This is a genomic window from Streptomyces himastatinicus ATCC 53653 (genome assembly GCF_000158915.1).
In the GTDB taxonomy this organism is placed as follows: domain Bacteria; phylum Actinomycetota; class Actinomycetes; order Streptomycetales; family Streptomycetaceae; genus Streptomyces; species Streptomyces himastatinicus.
Window position 1 is genome coordinate 8,120,640 of the sequence record NZ_GG657754.1, and the last position, 22,520, is coordinate 8,143,159.

Here is a 22,520-nt window from a genome sequence, read left to right on the forward strand (position 1 = left end):
CCCGCGGCTTGTGTGGTTTCCGTCTGTTTCAGGCCACGATCAGATAGATGCCGTACGCCACGACCGCGGCGCACAGCGCGAAACAGGCGTACGCGCCGGTGCGCGCAACCGGGGAAGCGCCGCCCGCGGCGGCCTGGGGCTGCGGCTGAGCCGTACGGGAGGTGCCGATGATGCCCAGGGTGAAGACCCCGACGACGCCGACCGTCACCGCGAGGCTGACGCCGAAGACCTGGCCGAGGGCCGCCCAGTCGATGTGCATTGCGTGTGCTCCCTGTCAGCTGGTGGAACCGGTTCCCGCGGTGGCGGGGGTCGGGGCGGATTCGGAGGAGGCGTCCTTGCCGGACGTCGAGCCCGAGACATTCGAGGCGTGTGCGTTCGAGGTGTCCGCGTCATCCGTGGCGTCCGTGCCATCAGTGGCATCGGCGGCGGACGCGGTCTTTCCGGCGGGCGGCGGGGCCACCGACCGCACGGCGGCGGTGACGACACCGACCGGCTCGGCGGACTCCGCACCCGGCGCGTTGACGTTGCTGGCGTCCACCGGCTTGCGGCGCGACAGCAGCCAGATGACACCGCAGCCCAGCACCGCGAGGACGGCGACCGCGGCGATCCCGCCGTTGCCGTGGTCGTCCAGCAGCGCCGCGGCGTCGGCCACCAGACCGGCGGCCGGGAGGGTCAGCGCCCACGCGGCGACCATGCGGCCCGCGGTCGACCAGCGCACCACCCCGCCCTTGCGGCCGACGCCCGCACCCATGACGGCGCCCGAGCAGACCTGCGTGGTGGACAGCGCGAAGCCGATGTGGGACGAGGCCAGGATGACCGTCGCGGCGCCGGTCTGGGCGGCGAAGCCCTGCGGCGGCTGGATGTCGGTGATGCCCTTGCCCATGGTGCGGATGATGCGCCAGCCGCCCAGGTAGGTGCCGAGCGCGATGGCGAGCCCCGCGGACACGATCACCCACATGGGCGGGTCGGAGTCCGGCGCGATGACGCCGCCGGTGACCAGCGCGAGGGTGATGACGCCCATCGTCTTCTGGGCGTCGTTGGTGCCGTGGGCCAGGGAGACCAGGGCGGCCGAGGCGATCTGCCCGGCGCGGTAGCCCTTCGCGGTGTCCTCCGCGGCCCGGTTGTCGGCCAGCCGGTAGGTGAGCCGGGTGGCGGCCACCGTGGCGATGCCCGCCACGACCGGCGCGGCCACGGCCGGGATGAGGACCTTCATGACGATCGCGTCGCCGTTGACCCCGTCCATGCCGACGGAGACCACGGTGGCGCCGATGAGGCCACCGAAGAGGGCGTGCGAGGAGCTGGACGGGAGACCGGCCAGCCAGGTCACCAGGTTCCAGAGGATCGCGCCGACGAGCCCCGCAAAGATCACTTCGGGCTGGATGCCGGAGCCCTCGTCGATGATTCCGCCGGAGATGGTCTTGGCGACCTCCACAGAGAGGAAGGCGCCGACGAGGTTGAGGACTGCCGACATCGCCACCGCGACCCGGGGACCGAGCGCTCCGGTGGAGATGGTGGTGGCCATGGCATTGGCCGTGTCGTGGAAGCCGTTCGTGAAGTCGAACACCAAGGCCGTGACGATCACGATCCCGATGAGAAGCGTGATGTGTTCCATACACCCGGTCAATCAGTTCGGAGGGCTGTCAGTGCACGGTGAACGTAAGGAAACTGGGTGAACGGAAGATGAACTGAGGCGGGCTTCACGGTGACACGGGCGCGCGAGTGTGAGAACGGCTGGTTTTCGACCGTACTCCCTTTCGCCATACGGGATTTGGTGTCCGTACATCGAGCCGGTGTAACCGCACCGCGCCGGCGCCCCTATGGAAGGATCGCGCCCGGAGGTGAGGGCCCGTGACGGAGCCGCGATCGGCACGACGGCCACAGCCGAGGCTGACCCAGCCCCTGCGGCAGGCGTGGATGCAGGTGGTGCGGACGGCCCGCAGAACCACCGCCGACGGACTCGTCGTCGGCACCTCGGGCAATGTGTCCGCGCGGATCGGTGACACCGTCCTGGTGACCCCGAGCGGCGTCCCCTACGACCGGCTCGGCCCGCGTGACGTGGTCGGCGTGGACCTCGACGGCCGACAGGTGCTCGGCACGCTCACGCCCACCAGCGAGCTGCCCATGCACCTCGCCGTCTACCGTCACACGGAAGACGCCGCGGCCATCGTCCACACCCATGCCGTTCACGCCACCGCCGTCTCCACACTGGTCGATGAACTCCCCGCGATCCACTACATGACCGCCGCCCTCGGCGGGCCGGTCCGGGTCGCCGGCTATGCGCTCTACGGCACCGATGAATTGGCCGAAAACATGCTGTCCGCGCTGCGCGACCGCTCCGGCTGTCTGCTGCGCAACCACGGCACCGTCGTATACGGCGCGACGCTGGACCAGGCCTACGACCGCACCGCCCAGCTGGAATGGATGTGCCAGGTCTGGCTGGCCGCGGCCGCCGTCCCCGGGCGCACCCCCACCCTCCTCCCGCCCGCCGAGCTGGACCGCGCCGCGGCCAAACTCAGCGGCTACGGCCAGACACGGGACGGCGGCGCGGAGGGCGACGTTCCGGACGTCCCGAAATAGCCTCTTCCACTGGCCGCCGCGCGGCCGCCCACCCACACTGGGAGGGATGCGTGTGCGGACAACGGCGGTCGCTGCCGCCACCACTCTGCTGGGTGTCGGCGCGGCCGCGGTGGCGGCGGGCCGGTACGTCACCGACGCTGCGCTCAGACCGGCCCCGGACCGGCCACTGCCGAACGAGCCGCCGCTCACGGTGCACGCCATGGACGACGACGGGCGGATCACCCTCACCCGTTCGCTCGCCTCGCTGCGCCCCGGCACCTACGGTCTCCTCGGCCGGGCCTGCCACGCCGTCGTCGGCCCGGTGGACGAGGACGTTCCGCACCCCGCCGACTGCGTCGTACGCCGCCTGGAACGGGTGACACACGGCACCCTCGACGCGGGCACCCGGGTGCGGCTCACCCCGCAGGTGCACATCGGCAACCCGAGGGACGCGCTCGGTATCGAGCACGCCGATGTCGACATTCCCGGCGAACTCGGTCCGCTGCCCGCCTGGTTCCTGCCCGGCGAGCGCACCACCTGGGTGATCACCACCCATGGCCTCGGCACCACCCGGGAACACCCCATGGTCGTCATGCCGATGCTGCGCCGGATGCGGATCCCGGTGCTCGACCTCGCGTACCGAGGCGACCCCGGCGCCCCGCGCCCGCCCGACGGCATCAGCCACCTCGGCGAGACCGAGTGGCGCGACCTCGACGCCGCCATCCGCTACGCAGTCCGCTACGGGGCGGAGAGCGTCGTCCTGCACGGCTGGTCCACCGGCGCCTCGATGGCCCTGCACGCCGCCGCCAACTCCGCACTGCGGCACCGGCTCAGCGGCATCGTCCTGGACTCCCCGGTGCTCGACTGGCGGGCCACCCTGCGCGCCCTCGCCGCGGCGCGCCGCGCCCCCGCCGCCCTGCTCCCGCTCGCCGTACGGGCCGTGGAAGGGCGCACCGGGCTCCACGACGGCAAGCTCGCGGAGGCGGCCGACCCCGAGAGCCTGCCGGTTCCCACGCTCATCGTGCACGGCCCCGGCGACACCCTCGCGCCCTGGGACGCCTCCCGTGAACTCGCCGCTGCCCGGCCCGAGCTGGTCACCCTTCATCCGGTGCGACACGCCCCGCACGCCGCCATGTGGAACGCCGACCCCCGGGGGTACGAGGAGGCGCTGCGCCGCTTCCTCACGCCCCTCATCTAGCGCCTCCGGCGGTCCCCGCCACCCATCGGAATCCGGCCGCGGCGACCGCCGGACGGGTGCCGATTGGGCTTTCGGGCCGTCAACGGCGAGACTGCTTCTGTGACGTCCCGTACTCCGCGCGACTCCCGGCTCCGACTCGTCCGCCAGCGGCCGATGGCCACCGCCCCGCGGCCCGCGCCGAACCGCTCCCGGCCGGCGCCACGCCCGCCAGAGGGCACGCCGCCCCGGCCGGAATTGGCCCGGCAGGCCCGTGCGGGGCTTGTCGGGGCCGTGGAGGTGGCGCGCTGGGCCGCGGCCGAGGACGACTCGCTCGGGGCCCTCTCCGACGAGGCCGCCGCCCGCGCCGCCGCGGCGCTCGGGCGCAGCCCCGAGGAGGTGCGGGCCGACTGGGACCGGGCCCGGCTCGTCGGGCTCGTCGATCTGCACGGTGGCACCGCCCGCCCCGGCTGGCGGCTCCAGGCCTGGGACCGCGACGACAGCGCCGTGCTGCGCGGCTGGGTCGCGCTGCTCGACGCCTGGTCGCTGGCCAGCCCGGCGCCGGAGACCGCCGAGCCCACGGCCGTCGCCGAGGTGGTCGAGGCCGTACCGCAGCTGCTCCCGCTGCTCCAGCTGTCCGCGGGCCCGGTGCAGATCTCCACGCTGCTGGACATGCTGCGCAAGCGGGTCGCGGAGCTGCGCACCGAGCGCTGCGAGGTGCCGTACGGGGTGGCCGCGCCGGTGGACGCCGACGACCTCGCCGACCCCGCCGCGACCCCGGAACCGCCCGCCCACGCGGCCGCCCACGTTTCCGCCCACGGGGAGCGGGCGGAGGGCGCCGAGGAGGACGACGACGCGCTGGAGGGCCTGCTCGGCTGGGCCCTGGACGCGCTCGCCTCGGTCGGGGCGCTCACCGTCCTCGAAGGCGACGCCGTCCTCACCGCGCTCGGCAACTGGGCGGTGTGGGTCAAGCTGGAGCAGATCTGCGTGGCCGCCCAGAGCCCCGCCGGGAACATCGAGCACCCCGCCGCCGACATGCTGCGCGGCTGCGCGGGCCTCACCCCCGGGCCCGCCCGCGCCGAGTACCGCGCCTGGCTCGCCGCCCGCCCGGTCGGCAGCGCCATCACCGAACTGCTGGACGCCGCGCGCGGCGACGACGCGCTGCTGCGCGGTCTCGCGTTCGAGGCGCTCCGGGTCGCCGGGGCGCCCGCCGAGCCCTCGGTGCGCGCCGTCGTGGACGAATCGTGCCTGCGGCCGTACGCGCTGCTGTGGCTCGCCGAGCACGAGGGCGCCGACCCCGAGGACGCGCTGGACGTGCTCACCCGCGAGGAGGCCACCTGGCTGTGGGTGGACACCGCCGCGGCCATCTCCGACCACGGCGAGAGCCCGCTGCTGGTGCGCCACCTGGAGTCGGCGGTGCAGGGCACGGTGCCCGCGCTGCTGGCGGAGGTACGGGCCGTCGGCCACCCCCGTACGGTGCAGGTGCTGGTGGCGCTGGCCGCCGCCCACCCCGACCCGGCCCTCGCCAAGGCGGTGCGCCGGGCGGCCTTCCAGGTCCACACCGGCGGCGTCTGAGGGGCCGCACGGGAGGCAGCGAGAGCCCGCGCGGAGGGTGGGGGAGAACACGGGCCCCAAGGGAAAAACCGGTTGCCCGCACCGCTAAACTAGCTCCATGGCAATTCTCCTCGTGCATTAGACGGCGTCGGCCCCGCCCGCTGGTCCGTCCCGTCCGCTGTCCATCTGCCCAGGAGTAATTCCCGTGATCACCGCATCCGGCGTCGAGCTGCGTGCCGGCGCCCGTGTTCTGATCGAGTCCGCCTCGTTCCGTATCGCCAAGGGCGACCGCATCGGCCTCGTCGGCCGCAACGGCGCGGGGAAGACCACGCTCACCAAGTGCCTGGCGGGTGAGGGCATCCCGGCCGGCGGCAGCATCACCCGCTCCGGCCAGGTCGGCTATCTGCCGCAGGACCCGCGCACCGGCGACCTCGACGTCCTCGCGCGCGACCGCATCCTCTCCGCCCGCGACCTCGACTCCGTGCTGCGCAAGATGCGCGAGAACGAGGACCGCATGGCCAACGGCAAGGGCGCCACCCGTGAGCGCGCGATGAAGAAGTACGAGCGCCTGGAGACGGAGTTCCTGACCAAGGGCGGGTACGCGGCCGAGGCGGAGGCCGCGACCATCGCGGCCAGCCTGGGCCTGCCGGACCGGGTGCTCGGCCAGCCGCTGCACACCCTCTCCGGCGGTCAGCGGCGCCGCGTCGAGCTGGCCCGGATCCTGTTCTCGGACTCCGACGTCCTGCTGCTGGACGAGCCGACGAACCACCTCGACGCCGACTCGATCATCTGGCTGCGGGACTACCTGAAGACCTACAGCGGCGGCTTCATCGTCATCTCCCATGACGTCGACCTCGTCGAGACGGTCGTCAACAAGGTCTTCTACCTGGACGCCAACCGCTCGCAGATCGACATCTACAACATGGGCTGGAAGCTCTACCAGGCCCAGCGCGAGGCCGACGAGAAGCGCCGCAAGCGCGAGCGCGCCAACGCCGAGAAGAAGGCCGCCGCGCTCAACTCGCAGGCCGACAAGATGCGCGCCAAGGCCACCAAGACGGTCGCCGCGCAGAACATGGCCCGCCGCGCCGACAAGCTGCTGTCCGGCCTGGACGCGGTGCGTCAGTCCGACAAGGTCGCCAAGCTGCGCTTCCCGGACCCCGCCCCGTGCGGCAAGACCCCGCTGACGGCCGAGGGCCTGTCGAAGTCGTACGGCTCCCTGGAGATCTTCACCGATGTCGACCTGGCCGTCGACAAGGGCTCCCGGGTCGTCATCCTGGGCCTCAACGGCGCGGGCAAGACCACCCTGCTGCGGCTGCTGGCCGGGGTCGAGAAGCCGGACACCGGCCAGGTGTCGCCCGGCCACGGGCTGAAGCTCGGCTACTACGCGCAGGAGCACGAGACGCTCGACCCGGAGCGCACCGTCCTGGAGAACATGCGCTCGGCCGCGCCCGACCTCGATCTGGTCGAGATCCGCAAGACGCTCGGCTCGTTCCTGTTCTCCGGCGACGACGTGGACAAGCCCGCCGGAGTGCTCTCCGGCGGTGAGAAGACCCGGCTCGCGCTGGCCACCCTGGTCGTCTCCTCGGCCAACGTCCTGCTGCTCGACGAGCCCACCAACAACCTCGACCCGGCCAGCCGCGAGGAGATCCTCGGCGCGCTGCGCACGTTCACGGGTGCGGTGGTGCTGGTGACCCACGACGAGGGCGCGGTGGACGCCCTCCAGCCGGAGCGGATCATTCTGCTGCCGGACGGCATCGAGGACCTGTGGGGCGCGGACTACGCGGACCTGGTCGCGCTGGCCTGACCGACCTGGTCGCGCTGGCCCGACCTCCGGGCGTCGGGCCCCGGCCTGATCTCCTGATCCCTGGCCTCGTAGATCATTCGGCCTAGGCGTGATCCGTCATCTGAGTGAGAACGGCTCGTATCGCGGCGCGCCGCCCACGACCGGCGCACGGCACGTGCCGCGCGCCGGTCGCTCTCCGTCCAACCTCTGGCACATAGGTCCTGACCTGCCCTTTCTTCGCGGATCAAGAAAGACTGACAGGGCGTAAGTCGCCGGAATCCAGGATTCCGAAGGCTCGGATGGCGCCATTTCTCGGAATCCTTCCTCCACAGGTCTTGCCGAATGGGTGGCCAGGAAGCCGCCTAGGGGTGATCATGAGAGTCCAGAGCGCACTTCCCATGAGGAGGCACGGGTGGCCGAGACTCTGAAGAAGGGCAGCCGGGTGACCGGCGCCGCGCGCGAAAAGCTCGCGGCAGACCTGAAAAAGAAGTACGACTCCGGTGCGAGCATCCGGGCGCTGGCCGAGGAGACCGGCCGTTCCTACGGATTCGTCCACCGGATGCTCAGCGAATCAGGAGTGTCCCTACGTGGTCGCGGTGGCGCGACGCGAGGCAAGAAGGCCGCATCGGCCTGATCGCGCGTCTCGCGTCCGCGGTTCGTCACCGGAAGCAGGTGTGGACAGTGCCACCCGGTTGATCGTCCGTTCGACCGGGTGGTTACTGTGCAGTCACTTGTACTGACTGCGGCCGACCGGAGGCTTCCTGTGACCCTGCTCGACAAGGACGGCGTATCGCTCATCGTCGATGACGCGGTCGCCACGGTGACCCTGACCAATCCGGCCAAGCGCAACGCCCAGTCGCCCGCGTTGTGGCGGGCGCTGGCCGAGGCGGGGTCGCTGCTGCCCGGCAGCGTGCGCGTGGTGGTGCTGCGCGCCGAGGGCGTGTCCTTCTCGGCGGGTCTCGACCGGCAGGCGTTCACCCCCGAGGGGTTCGACGGCGAGCCGTCCTTCCCGGAGATGGCCCGCGGCTCGGACGCCGAGCTGGACGGGATCATCGCCGCCTACCAGGACGCGTTCACCTGGTGGCGGCGCAACGACATCGTGTCCATCGCCGCGGTGCAGGGCCATGCGATCGGGGCGGGCTTTCAGCTCGCCCTCGCCTGTGACCTGCGGGTATGCACGGAGGACGTGCAGTTCGCGATGCGCGAGACCAGCCTCGGGCTGGTGCCCGACCTGACCGGCACCCATCCGCTGGTCGGGCTCGTGGGGTACGCCCGGGCGCTGGAGATCTGCGCGACCGGGCGCTCCGTCCACGCCGAGGAGGCCGAGCGCACCGGCCTCGCCAACCTCGTGGTGCCCGCCGCCGAGCTGGACGGCGCGGTCCAGGACCTGGCCGCGGCCCTGCTCGCCGCCCCGCGCGACGCGGTGGTCGAGACCAAGGCGCTGCTGCGGGGCGCTGCGGACCGTACGTACGACGAGCAGCGCGCCGCCGAGCGCGCCGCCCAGGCCCGCCGCATTCGCGACCTCGCCGGTGTGGCCGAGTAACACCCCAGATCACGCGTCCTCGAAGGTCAGCACCGGCTTGATCGTGGTGCCCGCCGTCATGTCCGCCGCCGCCTCCTCGATCCGGGCGAACGGATAGGTCCGGATCAGCTGGTCCACCGGCAGCCGACCCTGCTGGTGGAGGGCGACCATCAGCGGGATCAGCTGTTCCGGTTCGCTGTCGCCGAGCGTGACGCCGGTGATGCGGCGGCCCGGAAGCATGCCGTTGACATCGACCGCGACCTCCGTGCCCATGGGCGGTGCCCCGATGACCGCGACCTCGCCCCGGGGCGCGAGGGCGTCGATGGCGGTGCGCAGGACGCCGGGGTGGCCCGTGGTCTCCAGGGCGCAGTCGACGCCGAGGCCGTCCGTCAGCTCGACCAGGGCGGCCGCGGTGTCCTCCTCCGCGGCGTCGACCACGGCCGTGGCGCCCAGCTTCCGGGCCAGCGCCAGCCGAGGGGCGAGCCGGTCGACGGCGATCACCTGCCGGACCGGGCCGAGCACGGCGGCCATCAGGGCGGCGAGCCCGACCGCGCCGGTGCCGAAGACGGCGATCGTGCTGCCCGGCCGGGGCCGCAGGACGTTCAGGACGGCGCCGACACCGGTCTGGATGCCGCAGCCGAAGGGGGCCAGGGTGGTCAGCGGGATGTCCGCCGGGACCCGGACCACGCTGCGCTCGTCCACCAGAGCGTGGGTCGCGAAGGACGACTGGCCGAAGAAATGACCCCCCAGACCTCCGGTCCCGGAAGCGGCCCCGGAGGCGGAACGCAGGGTCGCGGTGCCGTCGCCGCGGGTGCCCCCGAGGAGGTTGAGCGGGAGCCAGGAGGCGCAGTAGGCGGGATGGCCGCCGCGGCAGGTGCCGCACGTACCGCATGAGGTGAAGGTCAGGACGACGTGGTCGCCCGGCCGCACCCGGCCGACCCAGGAACCGACCCGCTCCACGACGCCCGCGCCCTCATGGCCGAGGACGCCGGGGAGCGGGAAGGGCAGATGGCCGTCGCGCACGGTCAGATCGGTGTGGCAGACCCCGGCGGCGGCCAGCCGGACCACGACCTCGTCCGGCCGGGGCTCGTCCAGGGTGATCCGCTCCAGGGAGAAGGCGGCGCCGGGCTTGTTCACCACGGCGGCGAGGGTTTCGGTCATCGTGGAATCTCCGTGGCTCGGAATGGCTCAGAACGGGTAGCGCGCGGTGTCGCCGCGCAGGGTCAGCCACTGGGTCTCGGTGAAGGCGTCGAGATTGGCCCGGGCGCCGCCCACCCGGCCGAAGCCGGATGCGGCAAGTCCGCCGAAGGGCGCGTTCGGATCGTCGTTGACCGTCTGGTCGTTGATGTGGACCATCCCGCTGGGAATCCGCTCGGCCAGCGCGAGTCCGCGTGCCGTATCGGCGGTGAGGATGCCCAGGCTCAGGCCGTACGGGGAGTCGGCGGCGAGCGCCACGGCCTCGTCGTCGTCACGGTACGGACGTACGCACGCGACCGGGCCGAACACCTCCTCGTCCCAGGCGGGCACGGACGGGCCGCAGTCGGCAAGCACCGTGGGCCGGTAGAACCGGCCCCGATGGGTGCCGCCGGTGACCACCCGGGCGCCAGCGGCCACGCTGCGCTCCACGATGTCCACGACATGGCCGAGCTGCCGGTCGTCGATGAGCGGGCCGAGGGCGACCGGCTCGCGGAAGGGGTCGCCGACGGTGAGCTGCTCGGCCTTCTTGGCGAGCAGGCCGAGGTACTCCTCGTACCGCGACTCATGCACCAGATGGCGGCCGACCGCCATGCAGATCTGCCCCTGGTGGAGGAAGTTCCCCCAGGCCCCGCAGGACGCGGCGGCGTCGATGTCCGCGTCCTCCCGCACGATCAGGGCGCTGTTGCCGCCCAGCTCCAGATGGGCCCGGGTCAGCTGCTCGGAGGCCAGTGCCCCGACCGCGCGGCCCGCCGCGGTGGAGCCGGTGAACGACACGACCCGCACCGCCGGGTCGCGGACGATCGCCGCGCCGACGTCCGCGCCGCCCGGCAGGCAGTGCAGCAGCCCCGCGGGCAGCCCGGCCTCCTCGAAGACGCGGGCGAGCACCACCCCGCCGGACACCGGGGTGCGCGGATCGGGCTTGAGGAGGACGGCGTTGCCGAGCGCGAGCGCCGGGGCGATGGAGCGGATGGACAGGATCAGCGGGAAGTTGAACGGCGAGATCACGCCGACCACCCCGACCGGGATCCGCCGCGCCATGCTCAGCCGCGGCTGCGTCGAGGGCAGCAGCTCACCGGTGGGCGCCGCGGGCAGGGCGGCGGCCTCCTCGCATTCGGCGGCGGCGACCGCCACCTCCAGGGCGGCCTTCGCCCGCGACGATCCGGCCTCCCGCACGATCCAGTCGGCGATCTCGTCGGCGTGGCTCCGGAAGGCGTCCGCCGCGCGCCGCAGGGCCGCGGTCCGCTCGGGGAAGGGGGCCGCGGCCCAAGTGCGCCCAGCGGCCGCCGCGGTACGGGCCGCGGGGGCGACGTCCGCCTCGGTGGCCCGGCCGACGGAGCCGAGGTGCTGCCCGGTCGCGGGCTCGGTGATGTCGATGGTGCCGGGCCGGGCCGGGAGGTCCCAGCCGCCGGTGAAGATCCTGTCCGCCCAGTCGGCGGTGGAGAGCAGGCTCATCGCGGACTCCTCAATGCTCAGGAATCCTGATGATGCTCTTCGGGGAAGCGTGCGACAAGGCCCGGGACGTACACATTTCAAGAACTTTGCGCTCGAAAGCTCACAGGCTCACGGGCTCACGGGCTCACGGGCTCACGGCGCCCGCATCAGCTCCTGTGCCGACGTCGGTACCGCCTCCAGCACCAGCACCGCGAGATCGTCGTCGATCGGCTCGGTGCCGAAGTCATGGGCGGCCAGCCGCACCCGCTCCGCGATGGCCTTGGCGCCGAGCCCCGCACAGCCGCGCAAGATGTCGGCCAGGCCGTCGTCGTCGTCCAGCTGCCGGTTGCCGTCCCGCCGCTCGGTCACCCCGTCGGTCACGCACAGCAGCGTCTCGCCCGGCGCCAGGTCCAGGGAGTCGGCGTGGAAGTCGGGCTCGTCATCGATGCCCAGCAGCATCTGCGGGAGCGCCGCGGGCGCCACCTCGCCGTCGGTGCTCAGCCGCAGCGGCAGCGGATGCCCGGCGCTGGCCAGGACGCAGTGCGTACCGCCCGAGTCGGGGTCGGGCTCCAGCTCCCCGTAGAGCAGGCTGAGGAAGCGCGACCGGGCCTGATCGCCGCCCAGGGCCGTGGCCTCCGCCTCCTCCTCCACCAGGGCCTGGTTGAGCCGGGTGAGCACCGACTCCACGCCGTGGCCCTCCCGGGCCAGCAGCCGCACCAGATGGCGGGCGAGGCCGGTGACCGACATCGCCTCCGGGTCGCTGCCGCAGACGTCGCCGAGCAGGAAGCACCAGCGGCGGCCGCCCATCGGGAACAGGTCGTAGAAGTCGCCGCCGACGGTCTGGCCCTCGCCGTGCGGCTCGTAGACGATCGCGGTGTCCACGCCCGGGATGTGGGCCAGCGAGACCGGCAGCTGACGGCGCTGGAGCGCCCGGCTGATGGTGGCCTGCTGGGTGTACTGCCGGGCAGTGGCCACGGCCTGGGCCATCCGTCGCGCCAGGTCGTCGGAGAGCCGCACCACGCCCTCGGTCATCTGCGGCACCCCCGCGCGGCCGAGCAGCAGCACGCCGTAGCCGCGGCCGCGGGCGATGAGCGGGAAGGTCAGCGCGGAGCCGCCCGTGCCGGAGGGGTCGGCGGCCTCGGGCCAGGGCCAGGGGGTGCCGGGGGCGCCGAGCCCGGCCGGTGGCGGATCGCCTTCCAGGGTGGCGCGGAGCGCCTCGATGCGGCGCTCGTCGTTGTGCCAGACCCGGCGCAGCTTCAGCCGGCCGCTCTCGGAGTTCAGCCATACGGCGCACCAGTCGGCCAGCCGGGGCACCAGCAGCTGCCCGGCGAGGGAGGCGACCATGTTCTCGTCCAGCTGTCCGGTGAGCAGCTCGCTGGCCTCGGCGAGGAACGACGGCCCGCCGCGGTCGACCCATTCCGCCGTCCGGTCGCGGCGGCCCTGCGGCGGGGCGGGGGTGCGGGGCGCGGCGGCGGGCGAAGCGCGGTCCGGGGCCTCGGCGGGTACGGCGTCGACCTGGGCCGACGCCGTCTCGGTGTCCAGGCGGAACCATACGGATTTGCGGTTGCGGTGGTACGTCACGCCCCAGGACTCGGCGAGCGCGCCGATCAGCTGGAGGCCGCGGCCCCGGCCGTGGCGCTGGGTGTCGGGCCCGCCCAGCACCACGCTGGCGGGGTGCAGATCGGCCACCTCGATGACGATGCCCGGGCGGTCCGGCGGCTCGGCGTCGGAGGCGTCGTCGGCGACATTGGCAGAGGCGTCGTCGGAATCCTCCGGTCCGTTCCCGTTTTTTGAGGCGGTTTTGTGACCTCGACCCGGGTTTTTTGTTTTGCAGCACGGCATTGGTGACCAGCTCGCTCACGAGCAGCACCGCGTCCTCGGTCATCCGCGCGCCGACCGCGCCAGGCCCGAGGATTTCGGTCGCGGTCTGCCCCGCGAGAGTGGTGCGGACGAAGGAGCGCGCGGCCCCTGGTGCGCGCACGCTTCCGGGCAGCGTCGTCCGGGCAACGGACTCGCGCGAGAGAGGAAGCAGAGCTCCCACGTGCGGCTCCTGGGCAATTCGGGCGGATTAGGCTATCTAGGTGCCATATTATGACAGACGTAGGGATATCTAATGATCTTTAAAGGGACGACGCCATGGCACGCGACCCTAATCCCGCGGAGTGCACCGCCGAACTGAGGTCGCTGCTGGCGGCGATGAACGCCTTGTGCGACGGCGACTTCACCGTACGTATGGACGGCACGGGCGAGGGCGTGCTCGGCGAAATGGCCGGGACGTTCAACCAACTGGTGGCACGCAACGCCCACCTTGCCTCCGAGCTCCAGCGGGTCCGCCGTGAGGTCGTACGCCAGGGGCGCCTCGACGAGCGGATCACCGCGAGCCCCGGCCAGGGCGCGTGGGCGGCCAGCGTGGACGACGCCAATCAGCTGGTGGACGCGCTGACCGGCCCCGTATCCAACGCCACCCGGGTGCTGGACGCCATCGCCGAGGGCGATCTGACCCGGCGGGTCGACCTGCACGACGGCAACCGTCAGCTGCGCGGCGATCTGCGGCGGCTGGCCCGCGGCGTGAACCGCACGGTGGACCAGCTGTCGCTGTTCACCGGTGAGCTGACCCGGGTGGCCCGCGAGGTCGGCACGGAAGGACGCCTCGGCGGCCGGGCGAAGGTCCAGGGGCTGTCCGGGGACTGGCGCGAGGTGACCGAGGCCGTCAACACCATGGCCTCCCGGCTGACCAGCCAGGTCCGCGACATCGCCGTGGTCACCACGGCCGTGGCCCGCGGCGACCTCACCCAGCAGGTGACCGTCGAGGCCACCGGTGAGCTGCTGGAGCTGAAGCTGACCGTGAACACCATGGTCGACCAGCTGCGCGCGTTCGCCGACGAGGTGACCCGGGTGGCCCGCGAGGTCGGCACCGAGGGCGAACTCGGCGGCCGGGCCCAGGTCCGGGGCGTGTCCGGGGTCTGGAAGGACCTGACGGACAACGTCAACTTCATGGCGTCCAACCTGACCAGCCAGGTCCGCAACATCGCCCAGGTGACCACCGCGGTCGCCACCGGTGATCTCTCACAGAAGATCACCGTCGACGCCCGGGGCGAGATCCTCCAACTCAAGAACACCGTCAACACCATGGTCGACCAGCTGTCGGCGTTCGCCGACGAGGTCACCAGGGTGGCCCGCGAAGTGGGCACCGAGGGCCGGCTCGGCGGCCGGGCCCAGGTCCGCGGCGTATCCGGGGTGTGGAAGGACCTCACCCAGAACGTCAACTTCATGGCCGACAACCTGACCTCCCAGGTCCGCAATATCGCCCAGGTCGCCACCGCGGTCGCCGAGGGAGACCTGAGCAAGACGATCGGCGTGGAGGCCAAGGGCGAGATCCTGGAGCTGAAGTCGACGATCAACACCATGGTGGACCGGCTGTCGTCCTTCGCGGACGAGGTGACCCGGGTGGCCCGCGAGGTCGGCACCGAAGGAAACCTCGGCGGCCAGGCGCAGGTCCGCGGCGTATCCGGGGTCTGGAAGGACCTGACCGAAAACGTCAACTTCATGGCGCTCAACCTGACCACCCAGGTCCGCAACATCGCCCAGGTGACCACGGCCGTCGCCGACGGCGACCTCTCCAAGCAGATCACCGTGGACGCCCGGGGCGAGATCCTGGAGGTCAAGGAGACCGTCAACACCATGGTCCAGCAGCTCCGGGCGTTCGCCGACGAGGTGACCCGGGTGGCCCGCGAGGTGGGCACCGAGGGCCAGCTCGGCGGCCGGGCCGAGGTCCAGGGTGTGTCCGGGGTCTGGAAGGACCTGACGGACAACGTCAACTTCATGGCGGGCAACCTGACCTCCCAGGTCCGCAACATCGCCCAGGTCGCCACCGCGGTCGCCCAGGGCGATCTGTCCAAGAAGATCGACGTGGACGCCCGGGGCGAGATCCTGGAGCTGAAGACGACCATCAACACGATGGTCGACACGCTCTCCTCGTTCTCCTCCGAGGTCACCCGCGTCGCCCGCGAGGTCGGCAGCGAGGGCCAGCTCGGCGGCCAGGCCCGCGTCGAGGGCGTCTACGGCACCTGGAAGCGGCTGACCACCAGCGTCAACGATCTCGCCCTCAACCTCACCACCCAGGTGCGGGCCATCGCCGAGGTCGCCTCCGCCGTCGCCAAGGGCGACATGTCCGGGTCCATCTCGGTCGAGGCACAGGGCGAGGTCGCGGAGCTGAAGAACAACGTCAACCTCATGGTGGCCAACCTGCGCGAGACCACCCGCGCCAAGGACTGGCTGGAGTCCAACCTCGCCCGTATCGCCTCCCTGATGCAGGGCCACCGCGATCTGGTCGAGGTCGCCGACCTGATCCTTCGTGAGCTGGCCCCGCTGGTGAACGCCCAGTTCGGAGCGTTCTTCCTCGGCCAGCCCGGCGTCGGACCCGGCGAGGGCATGAAACTGATCGCCGGATACGGCACCGAGCAGAACAACGGCCCGCTTCCGGCCAGCGGCGCCGGCGGCCGCGGACTGGTCGCCCAGGCCACCATGGAGAAGAAGCGGATCCTGATCAACAACGTCCCGCCCGACTACATCACCATCAACTCCGGACTCGGCGCCGCGCTCCCCACCAGCGTCGTCATCCTGCCGATCCTGTACGAGGACCAAGTGCTCGGCGTCATCGAACTGGCCTCCTTCAGCCGGTTCAGCGAGGTCCACCTCGCCTTCATCGACCAGTTCGTCAACACCATCGGCGTCTCGATCAACACCATCATCGCCAACGCCCGCACCGAGTCGCTGCTGTCCGAATCCCAGCGGCTCACCACCGAGCTGCGGCAGCGCTCCAACGAGCTCCAGCGCTCCAACGCGGAGCTGGAGGAGAAGGCCGCGCTGCTGGCCACGGCCTCCCAGTACAAGTCCGAGTTCCTGGCCAACATGTCGCACGAGCTGCGCACCCCGCTCAACTCGCTGCTGATCCTGGCCCGGCTGCTCGCCGACAACGCCGACCAGCGGCTGTCCCCCCAGGAGGTGCAGTTCGCCACCACCATCCACCGCTCCGGCTCCGACCTGCTCCAGCTGATCAACGACATCCTCGACCTGTCGAAGATCGAGGCCGGGCGGATGGACGTCCGTCCGAAGAAGCTGCCGCTGATGAAGCTGCTCGACTACGTGCACGCCACCTTCCGGCCGCTCGCCATCGACCGGGGCCTGTCGTTCGAGATCGCCGTCGGCGAGGACGTACCGCGCGAGCTGTACTCCGACGAGCAGCGGATCCAGCAGATCCTGCGCAACCTGCTCTCCAACGCCCTGAAGTTCACCCCCTCGGGCGGGGTGAAGCTGCGCGTGGAGCGGGCGGTCGGCACGGAGTTCCAGGAGGAGACGCTGCGCGACGCGGACGCGGTCGTCGCGTTCTCCGTCAAGGACACCGGCATCGGCATCGCGTCCGAGAAGCTGCCCGTGATCTTCGAGGCGTTCCAGCAGTCCGACGGCACCACCAGCCGCAAATACGGCGGCACCGGCCTCGGTCTGTCCATCAGCCGGGAGATCGCCGGAATGCTGGGCGGCCGGATCATCGCCGAGAGCGAGCAGGGCGTCGGCTCCTGCTTCACGTTCTACGTGCCCGCGCACTACGCCGGAGTCGTCCCGCCGCCCGACGTGTCCGACCCCCGGGCCACCGGCGCCACCGTCCCGGCGGCACTGCCCACCATGGACGAACCGCTCCCGGACACCGCCGACCACGCGCCCAGCGGCGTGTTCAGCGACCAGACCGGCGTGACCGGCGACCGCGGCTCCCTGGAGAACCTGCTGGCCCCCCAGGACCACGGCGGTGCCGAGGGCGAGGCGCGGGCGGACGCCCCCCGGCTCCAGCAGTGGCAGCGCGGCCGCCCCAGCCGGGTGCTGACCGGCCGCCGCATCCTCATCGTCGACGACGACATCCGCAACGTCTTCGCGCTCACCCATGTGCTGGGCCGGGTCGGCATGACCGTGAAGTACGCGGAGAACGGCCGCGAGGGGCTGGACGTCCTGCACCGCAACCCGGATGTGTCCCTGGTGCTGATGGACGTGATGATGCCGGAGATGGACGGCTACGAGACGATCCGGGCCATCCGCGGCACCCCCCGGCTCGCCGATCTGCCGATCATCGCCCTGACCGCCAAGGCCATGCCCGGCGACCGCGAGAAGGCGCTCGAAAGCGGCGCCAACGGCTATGTCCCCAAGCCCGTGGACGTCGACCGGCTGATGTCCACGGTCTGCGACCTGCTCGACCCCGTGCGCGGACCGGTCCCGGGAGAACCGGTGGAGGGTGCGGAGTCCGTGGACGACGTCGGCGTGTCCGGGGACGGGAGCGGCGACGAGCGCGGGGACGCGACAGGCGGCGAGACCGGTGACGAATCCCGCGACGAGACCGGCCCGGACGCGGAGACGCGCCCGCCGAGGCCGAGACAGGGGGAGTCATGAGTGCCGCCGCACCCGACCGTGCCGGAATACTGATCGTCGACGACATGGAAGAGAACCTGATCGCGCTGGAAGCCGTCCTGGGCCCGCTCGATCAGCGCCTCGTCCGCGCCCACTCCGGTGAGGAGGCGCTGAAGGCGATGCTCCGGCAGGAGTTCGCCGTCGTGCTGCTCGACGTCCTGATGCCCGGCATGGACGGCTTCGAGACCGCCGCCAACATGAAGCGCATCGACCAGACCAAGGACGTCCCGATCATCCTGCTGACCGGCACCGACGCCGATTCGGACTATCCCTACCGGGGCTATGCCATCGGCGCCGCCGACTTCCTCACCAAACCCATCGACCCCTGGCTGCTGCGGACCAAGGTCAACGTCTTCCTTGACCTCCACCGCAAGAACCTCCAGCTCGCCGCCCAGGCCGAACAGCTGCGCCGCCAGCTGGCCGGTGAACCGGACCCCTCGGACGAGCGGCTGGAACGGGTCTCCGAACGGCTCGCCCGCACCGCGGAGGTGCTGCGCGAGGGCGGCGGGGGCGGCGAGGAGGCGTCCGGGCTGGCCGACTGCGTCACCGAGTTGACCCGCACCGTGGAGGAGCTGCGGGCCGCCCGTCAGGCCTACCAGGGTCAATGACCCTGCGACGGCGCGTCCGACATCGCCCGGGTGCAGTCGATCAGCGCATGGCGCAGCTCCCCGCGCCGCTCCTCGGTCAGCCCGCCGAGCATCCGCTCCTCCAGCAGCCGCACCTGCTCGTCGTAGCTGCGCAGCGCCTCGCGCCCCCGGTCGCTGAGGCTGATGAGCAGCACCCGGCGGTTGGCCGGGTCACGGCGGCGCTCGATGAACCCCCGCTCCTCCAGCGTCTGGACCATCTCGTGCATGGTCTGCGGCTTGACGAACGAGCGACGGGCGAGCTGGGCCGACGACAGCCCGTCCCGGCGCTCCAGGACGGTCAGCGCCGTGTACTGGAGCGTGGTCAGGCCGAGGGGGCGCAGCAGCGCGTCCAGATGGGCCCGTATCGCCTGTTCCAGCCGTTTCACCAGGTAGAGCGTGCCGACCTGGTCCAGCTGCGCGGAGTCGGACTGCTCGGTAGTGGTCATTCGGCCATCTTGCCCGACCGGTGACCGGGGACGGCGCCCGGCCGTTGCTCCGCCCATTGACACCCGACCTCCCGGAGTGCTGGACTCACCATAAGAATCAGGAACCCTGATGATACTCGTGGAAGGATCCGAAGCCCATGGAGCTGACGGGGAAGACCGCCGTGGTCACCGGCGCGGGGCGCGGCCTCGGCCTCGCCTACGCCCGCGCCCTGGCCCGGGCGGGGGCCCGCGTGGTCGTCAACGACGCCGACGCGGCCACCGCCGAACAGGCGGTCAAGGTCATCACCGACGAGGGCGGTACGGCGGTCGCCGCGCCCGGAGCCGTCGGCACCAGCGAGGTCGCCGACGCGCTCGTGGACCGGGCGGTCGAGGCCTTCGGCCAGCTCGACGTGCTCGTCACCAACGCGGGCATCCTGCGCGACCGGGTGCTGTGGAAGATGACCGACGAGGACTTCGACGCGGTCGTCGGCGTCCACCTCAAGGGCACCTTCACCTGCGCCCGCGCCGCCGTCCGGCATATGCGCGAGCGCGGCGGGGGCGGCCGTCTGATCCTCATCGGCTCACCCGCGGGGCAGCGCGGCAACTTCGGGCAGACCAACTACTCCGCCGCCAAGGCGGGCATCGTCGGCATGACCCGCACCTGGTCGATGGAGTGCGCCAAGGCCGGGATCGGCGTCAACGCGGTGATCCCCGTCGCCGCGACCGCCATGACCGCGACCATCCCCGCCTTCGCGCCGCACGTCGAGGCGTACGAGGAGCGCGGCGAACCGCTGCCCGGCTGGCTGCGGCAGGGCGAGGGCTTCGGCACCGCCGACGACGTCGCCGGGCTCGTGGTCTTCCTCGCCTCGGACGCCGCCGACGGCATCACCGGGCAGGCCATCGGCGTCGGCGGCGACCGGCTGACCCTGTGGACCCACCCCGAGGAGACTTCCGCGGTCTACCGCGAGGGCGGCTGGGACGCGGACGCCATCGCGGGCGTCTGGGGTACGTCGCTGGGGCGGCACCCGGAGGGCGTGGGCATCCCCGCGCCGGTTGACCCTAACGGCACGGAGGGGGCCGGGCGGTGAACCTCGACGACCTCGTCGCCATCGACGTCCACACCCACGCCGAGGTCTCGGCCGACGGCCACTCCTCGCTGAGCGGCGAACTGGCCGAGGCGTCCGCCGCGTACTTCAAGACCCATGGCGCCCGGCAGCCCACCATCCCCGAGCTGGCCGCCCACTACCGCGAACGCCGCATCGCCGCCGTCGTCTTCACGGTGGACGCGGAGAGCGCCACCGGCCATCCGCCGATCGGCAACGAGGAGGTCGCCGCCTCCTGCGCCGAACACGCCGACGTCCTCATCCCGTTCGCCAGCGTCGACCCGTGGAAGGGCCGGGCGGCGGTGCGGGCTGCCCGGCGGCTGGTCGAGGGCCACGGGGTGCGCGGCTTCAAGTTCCACCCGTCCCTCCAGGCGTTCCACCCGAACGACCCGCGGTTCTACCCGCTGTACGAGGCCATCGAGGAGCTTCGCGTACCCGCGCTCTTCCACACCGGGCAGACCGGGATCGGCGCGGGAGTGCCCGGGGGTGGCGGCATCCGGCTGAAGTACTCCAACCCGATGGACGTGGACGACGTCGCCGTGGACTTCCCGGAGCTGCCGATCATCCTGGCCCATCCGTCGTTCCCCTGGCAGGACGAGGCGCTGGCCGTCGCCACGCACAAGCCGAACGTCTACATCGACCTGTCCGGCTGGTCGCCCAAGTACTTCCCGCCGCAGCTGGTCCGCTACGCCAATTCGCTGCTCAAGCACAAGGTTCTCTTCGGCTCCGACTACCCGGTGATCGACCCGGACCGGTGGCTGGCCGACTTCGACCGACTCGATATCAAGCCCGAGGTTCGGCCGCTGATCCTCAAGGACAACGCGGCGCGGCTGCTCGGCCTCACGAAGGAGTGAGCGGGAGATGATGCTCGAGCAGCAGGGGACCGGCATCGGATCGTGGCCGCGGCGGCGGGCCCGTAAGACCCCTGGGCGGATCGCGATCGTCCACGGCGACGACACCCAGACCTACCGGGAGCTGGACGCGACCGTCACCCGGTTCGCCCGGGCCCTGCGGGCGCGCGGGATCGGGCGCGGCGACCGCGTCGCCTACCTCGGCCCCAACCACCCCTCGTTCCTCCACGCGCTGTTCGCCACCTGCGCGGTGGGCGCGGTCTTCGTCCCGCTCAACACCCGGCTCGCCGCGCCCGAACTGGCCTACATGCTGAGCGACTCCGGCGCGCGGCTGCTCCTCCACGACCCGCACTGCGCGGAGACCGCCGCGGAGGCGGGCCCGGGGATTGCGGTGGCGACCGACCATTTGGTGGACGGTGACGGGGACGACCGGGCGGACGAGGCCATGGCCGACGACGACCCGTGCATGATCATGTATACGTCCGGCACCACCGGCCGCCCCAAGGGCGCCGTCCTCAGCCACGCCAACATCACCTGGAACAGCCTCAACGTCCTGGTCGACACCGATCTGGCCTCGGACGAGATCACCCTCGTCACCGCGCCCCTCTTCCACACCGCCGCGCTCAACATGACCTGTCTGCCGACCCTGCTCAAGGGCGGACGCGTGGTCATAGAGCCCGGCTTCGACGCGGAACGGATGCTCGACCTGATCGAGGGCCAGGGCGTGACCTGCCTGTTCGGCGTCCCCACCATGTTCGCGGCGGTCGCGGAGTCGCCGCGCTGGGCGACGGCCGACCTGTCGAGCGTCCGCATCCTGATGTGCGGCGGTTCCCCCGTCCCCAGGGCGCTGATCGACGTCTATCTGCGGCGCGGCCTCTCCTTCATCCAGGGGTACGGGATGACCGAGGCGTCCCCCGGGACGCTGCTGCTCGACCGCGAGATGAGCGCCGTCAAGGCGGGCTCGGCGGGCGTGCCGCACTTCTTCACCGACGTCCGGCTGGTCCGGTCGGACCTGACCGGCGAGGCGGCTCCCGGCGAGCCCGGCGAGATCCTGGTGCACGGCCCCCATGTGATGCGCGGCTACTACGGCCTGCCGGACGCGACCGCGGAGGCGCTGCTGGAGGGCGGATGGTTCCGCTCCGGGGACGTGGGGGTGCGGGACGAGGACGGCTATGTGTTCATCGTGGACCGCGTCAAAGACATGATCATCTCGGGCGGTGAGAACGTCTATCCGGCCGAGGTCGAGAACGCGCTGTACGACCACCCCGACGTCGTCGAATGCGCCGTGATCGGCATGCCGGACGCCCGCTGGGGCGAGGTCGGCAAGGCCGTCGTGGTCCTCCGGGCCGGAGCCGCCACCGATCCGCAGGACCTGCTCGACCACCTCGCGGGCCGCCTCGCGAAGTACAAGGTGCCGAAGGCGGTCGAGTTCCGGACCGCGCTGCCGCGCACCGCCAGCGGAAAGATCCGCAAATCCGCCCTGCGCTGACCAGCTGACGATACGCGACACCCATGAACGGAGATCCCGCATGCCCACGACCGTGAACAGCTTCGACGAGCTGAAGCAGCTGGCCGGACAGCACCTCGGCCACAGCTCGTGGCACCAGATCGAACAGAACCGGGTCGACACCTTCGCCGACGCCACCGGCGACCACCAGTGGATCCACGTCGACCCCGAGCGCGCCAAGGACGGCCCCTTCGGCGGCACCATCGCCCACGGCTATCTCACCCTGTCCCTGCTGATCCCGCTGTGGAGCGAGATCCTCGAACTGGGCGGCGTCCGGATGGCCGTCAACTACGGCCTCAACAAGGTGCGGTTCCCCGCGCCGGTCCCGGTCGCGCCAG

18 protein-coding genes are annotated in these 22,520 nt (G+C 71.8%); 12 read left to right on the forward strand and 6 right to left on the reverse strand.

The features are described 5' to 3' along the window. Positions 1-28 precede the first annotated feature (28 nt). Together SSOG_RS34635 and SSOG_RS34640 are read right to left on the reverse strand one after the other, a co-directional pair. Positions 29-259, reverse strand: a complete 231-nt coding sequence (locus tag SSOG_RS34635; protein ID WP_009718927.1) for a hypothetical protein — start codon at positions 257-259, stop codon at positions 29-31. Between the two features lie 15 nt (positions 260-274). Beyond that, complete coding sequence (locus SSOG_RS34640) at positions 275-1,612, reverse strand: inorganic phosphate transporter (RefSeq protein WP_009718928.1); 1,338 nt, start codon at positions 1,610-1,612, stop codon at positions 275-277. A 236-nt stretch (positions 1,613-1,848) separates the two neighbouring features. On the opposite strand from SSOG_RS34640, the gene SSOG_RS34645 reads away from it, so the two are divergent. The 6 genes from SSOG_RS34645 to SSOG_RS34670 all read left to right on the forward strand — a co-directional run bounded on the left by SSOG_RS34645 (position 1,849) and on the right by SSOG_RS34670 (position 8,610). Then, positions 1,849-2,577, forward strand: a complete 729-nt coding sequence (locus tag SSOG_RS34645; RefSeq protein ID WP_050800051.1) for a class II aldolase/adducin family protein — start codon at positions 1,849-1,851, stop codon at positions 2,575-2,577. A 46-nt stretch (positions 2,578-2,623) separates the two neighbouring features. Then, the gene (locus tag SSOG_RS34650) at positions 2,624-3,754 is read left to right on the forward strand and encodes an alpha/beta hydrolase (protein ID WP_009718930.1); all 1,131 of its coding nucleotides are present in this window, start codon (positions 2,624-2,626) and stop codon (positions 3,752-3,754) included. 153 nt (positions 3,755-3,907) lie between these two features. Further along, positions 3,908-5,305, forward strand: coding sequence for a hypothetical protein (locus SSOG_RS34655; protein WP_009718931.1), 1,398 nt, complete (start codon positions 3,908-3,910; stop codon positions 5,303-5,305). 184 nt (positions 5,306-5,489) lie between these two features. Continuing rightward, positions 5,490-7,088 (forward strand): ribosomal protection-like ABC-F family protein, encoded by a 1,599-nt coding sequence (abc-f, locus tag SSOG_RS34660; RefSeq protein ID WP_009718932.1) that lies wholly within the window; start codon positions 5,490-5,492, stop codon positions 7,086-7,088. A 391-nt stretch (positions 7,089-7,479) separates the two neighbouring features. Beyond that, a complete protein-coding gene (locus SSOG_RS34665) occupies positions 7,480-7,701 on the forward strand; it encodes a helix-turn-helix domain-containing protein (RefSeq protein ID WP_009718933.1) in 222 nt (73 codons plus the stop codon). 129 nt (positions 7,702-7,830) lie between these two features. Continuing rightward, positions 7,831-8,610 carry an enoyl-CoA hydratase/isomerase family protein gene (locus SSOG_RS34670; protein WP_039939363.1) on the forward strand — a complete coding sequence of 260 codons (780 nt, stop codon included), beginning with the start codon at positions 7,831-7,833 and terminating at the stop codon, positions 8,608-8,610. 9 nt (positions 8,611-8,619) lie between these two features. On the opposite strand, the gene SSOG_RS34675 is transcribed toward SSOG_RS34670, so the two are convergent. The 3 genes from SSOG_RS34675 to SSOG_RS34685 form a co-directional block, all read right to left on the reverse strand. Continuing rightward, positions 8,620-9,750: an NAD(P)-dependent alcohol dehydrogenase gene (locus tag SSOG_RS34675; protein WP_009718935.1), complete on the reverse strand. Its 1,131-nt coding sequence runs from the start codon at positions 9,748-9,750 to the stop codon at positions 8,620-8,622. Positions 9,751-9,777: 27 nt separating this feature from the next. Further along, a complete protein-coding gene (locus SSOG_RS34680; RefSeq protein WP_009718936.1) occupies positions 9,778-11,238 on the reverse strand; it encodes an aldehyde dehydrogenase family protein in 1,461 nt (486 codons plus the stop codon). A gap of 132 nt (positions 11,239-11,370) precedes the next feature. Next, positions 11,371-13,059 (reverse strand): SpoIIE family protein phosphatase, encoded by a 1,689-nt coding sequence (locus tag SSOG_RS34685; protein WP_009718937.1) that lies wholly within the window; start codon positions 13,057-13,059, stop codon positions 11,371-11,373. Between the two features lie 294 nt (positions 13,060-13,353). On the opposite strand from SSOG_RS34685, the gene SSOG_RS34690 reads away from it, so the two are divergent. Both SSOG_RS34690 and SSOG_RS34695 read left to right on the forward strand, forming a co-directional pair. Then, positions 13,354-17,652: a HAMP domain-containing protein gene (locus SSOG_RS34690; RefSeq protein ID WP_009718938.1), complete on the forward strand. Its 4,299-nt coding sequence runs from the start codon at positions 13,354-13,356 to the stop codon at positions 17,650-17,652. Next, positions 17,649-18,278, forward strand: a complete 630-nt coding sequence (locus tag SSOG_RS34695; RefSeq protein ID WP_009718939.1) for a response regulator — start codon at positions 17,649-17,651, stop codon at positions 18,276-18,278. Before SSOG_RS34690 ends, SSOG_RS34695 begins: the two co-directional genes overlap by 4 nt. Here the strand turns inward: SSOG_RS34695 and SSOG_RS34700 are convergent. Then, the gene (locus SSOG_RS34700) at positions 18,272-18,742 is read right to left on the reverse strand and encodes a MarR family winged helix-turn-helix transcriptional regulator (RefSeq protein ID WP_009718940.1); all 471 of its coding nucleotides are present in this window, start codon (positions 18,740-18,742) and stop codon (positions 18,272-18,274) included. The two genes, SSOG_RS34695 and SSOG_RS34700, sit on opposite strands and share 7 nt — an antisense overlap. A 137-nt stretch (positions 18,743-18,879) precedes the next feature. Here SSOG_RS34700 and SSOG_RS34705 point away from each other — a divergent pair, with 137 nt between their 5' ends. From SSOG_RS34705 to SSOG_RS34720, 4 genes are all read left to right on the forward strand, one after another. Beyond that, positions 18,880-19,809, forward strand: a complete 930-nt coding sequence (locus tag SSOG_RS34705; protein WP_009718941.1) for an SDR family NAD(P)-dependent oxidoreductase — start codon at positions 18,880-18,882, stop codon at positions 19,807-19,809. Further along, a complete protein-coding gene (locus SSOG_RS34710; protein WP_009718942.1) occupies positions 19,806-20,678 on the forward strand; it encodes a 4-hydroxyphenyl-beta-ketoacyl-CoA hydrolase in 873 nt (290 codons plus the stop codon). The genes SSOG_RS34705 and SSOG_RS34710 overlap by 4 nt, the downstream gene beginning before the upstream one ends. A 7-nt stretch (positions 20,679-20,685) precedes the next feature. Then, the gene (locus SSOG_RS34715; RefSeq protein ID WP_009718943.1) at positions 20,686-22,164 is read left to right on the forward strand and encodes an acyl-CoA synthetase; all 1,479 of its coding nucleotides are present in this window, start codon (positions 20,686-20,688) and stop codon (positions 22,162-22,164) included. 40 nt (positions 22,165-22,204) lie between these two features. After that, positions 22,205-22,520: MaoC family dehydratase (locus SSOG_RS34720; protein WP_063631610.1), on the forward strand; the 316-nt coding region annotated here is incomplete at its 3' end.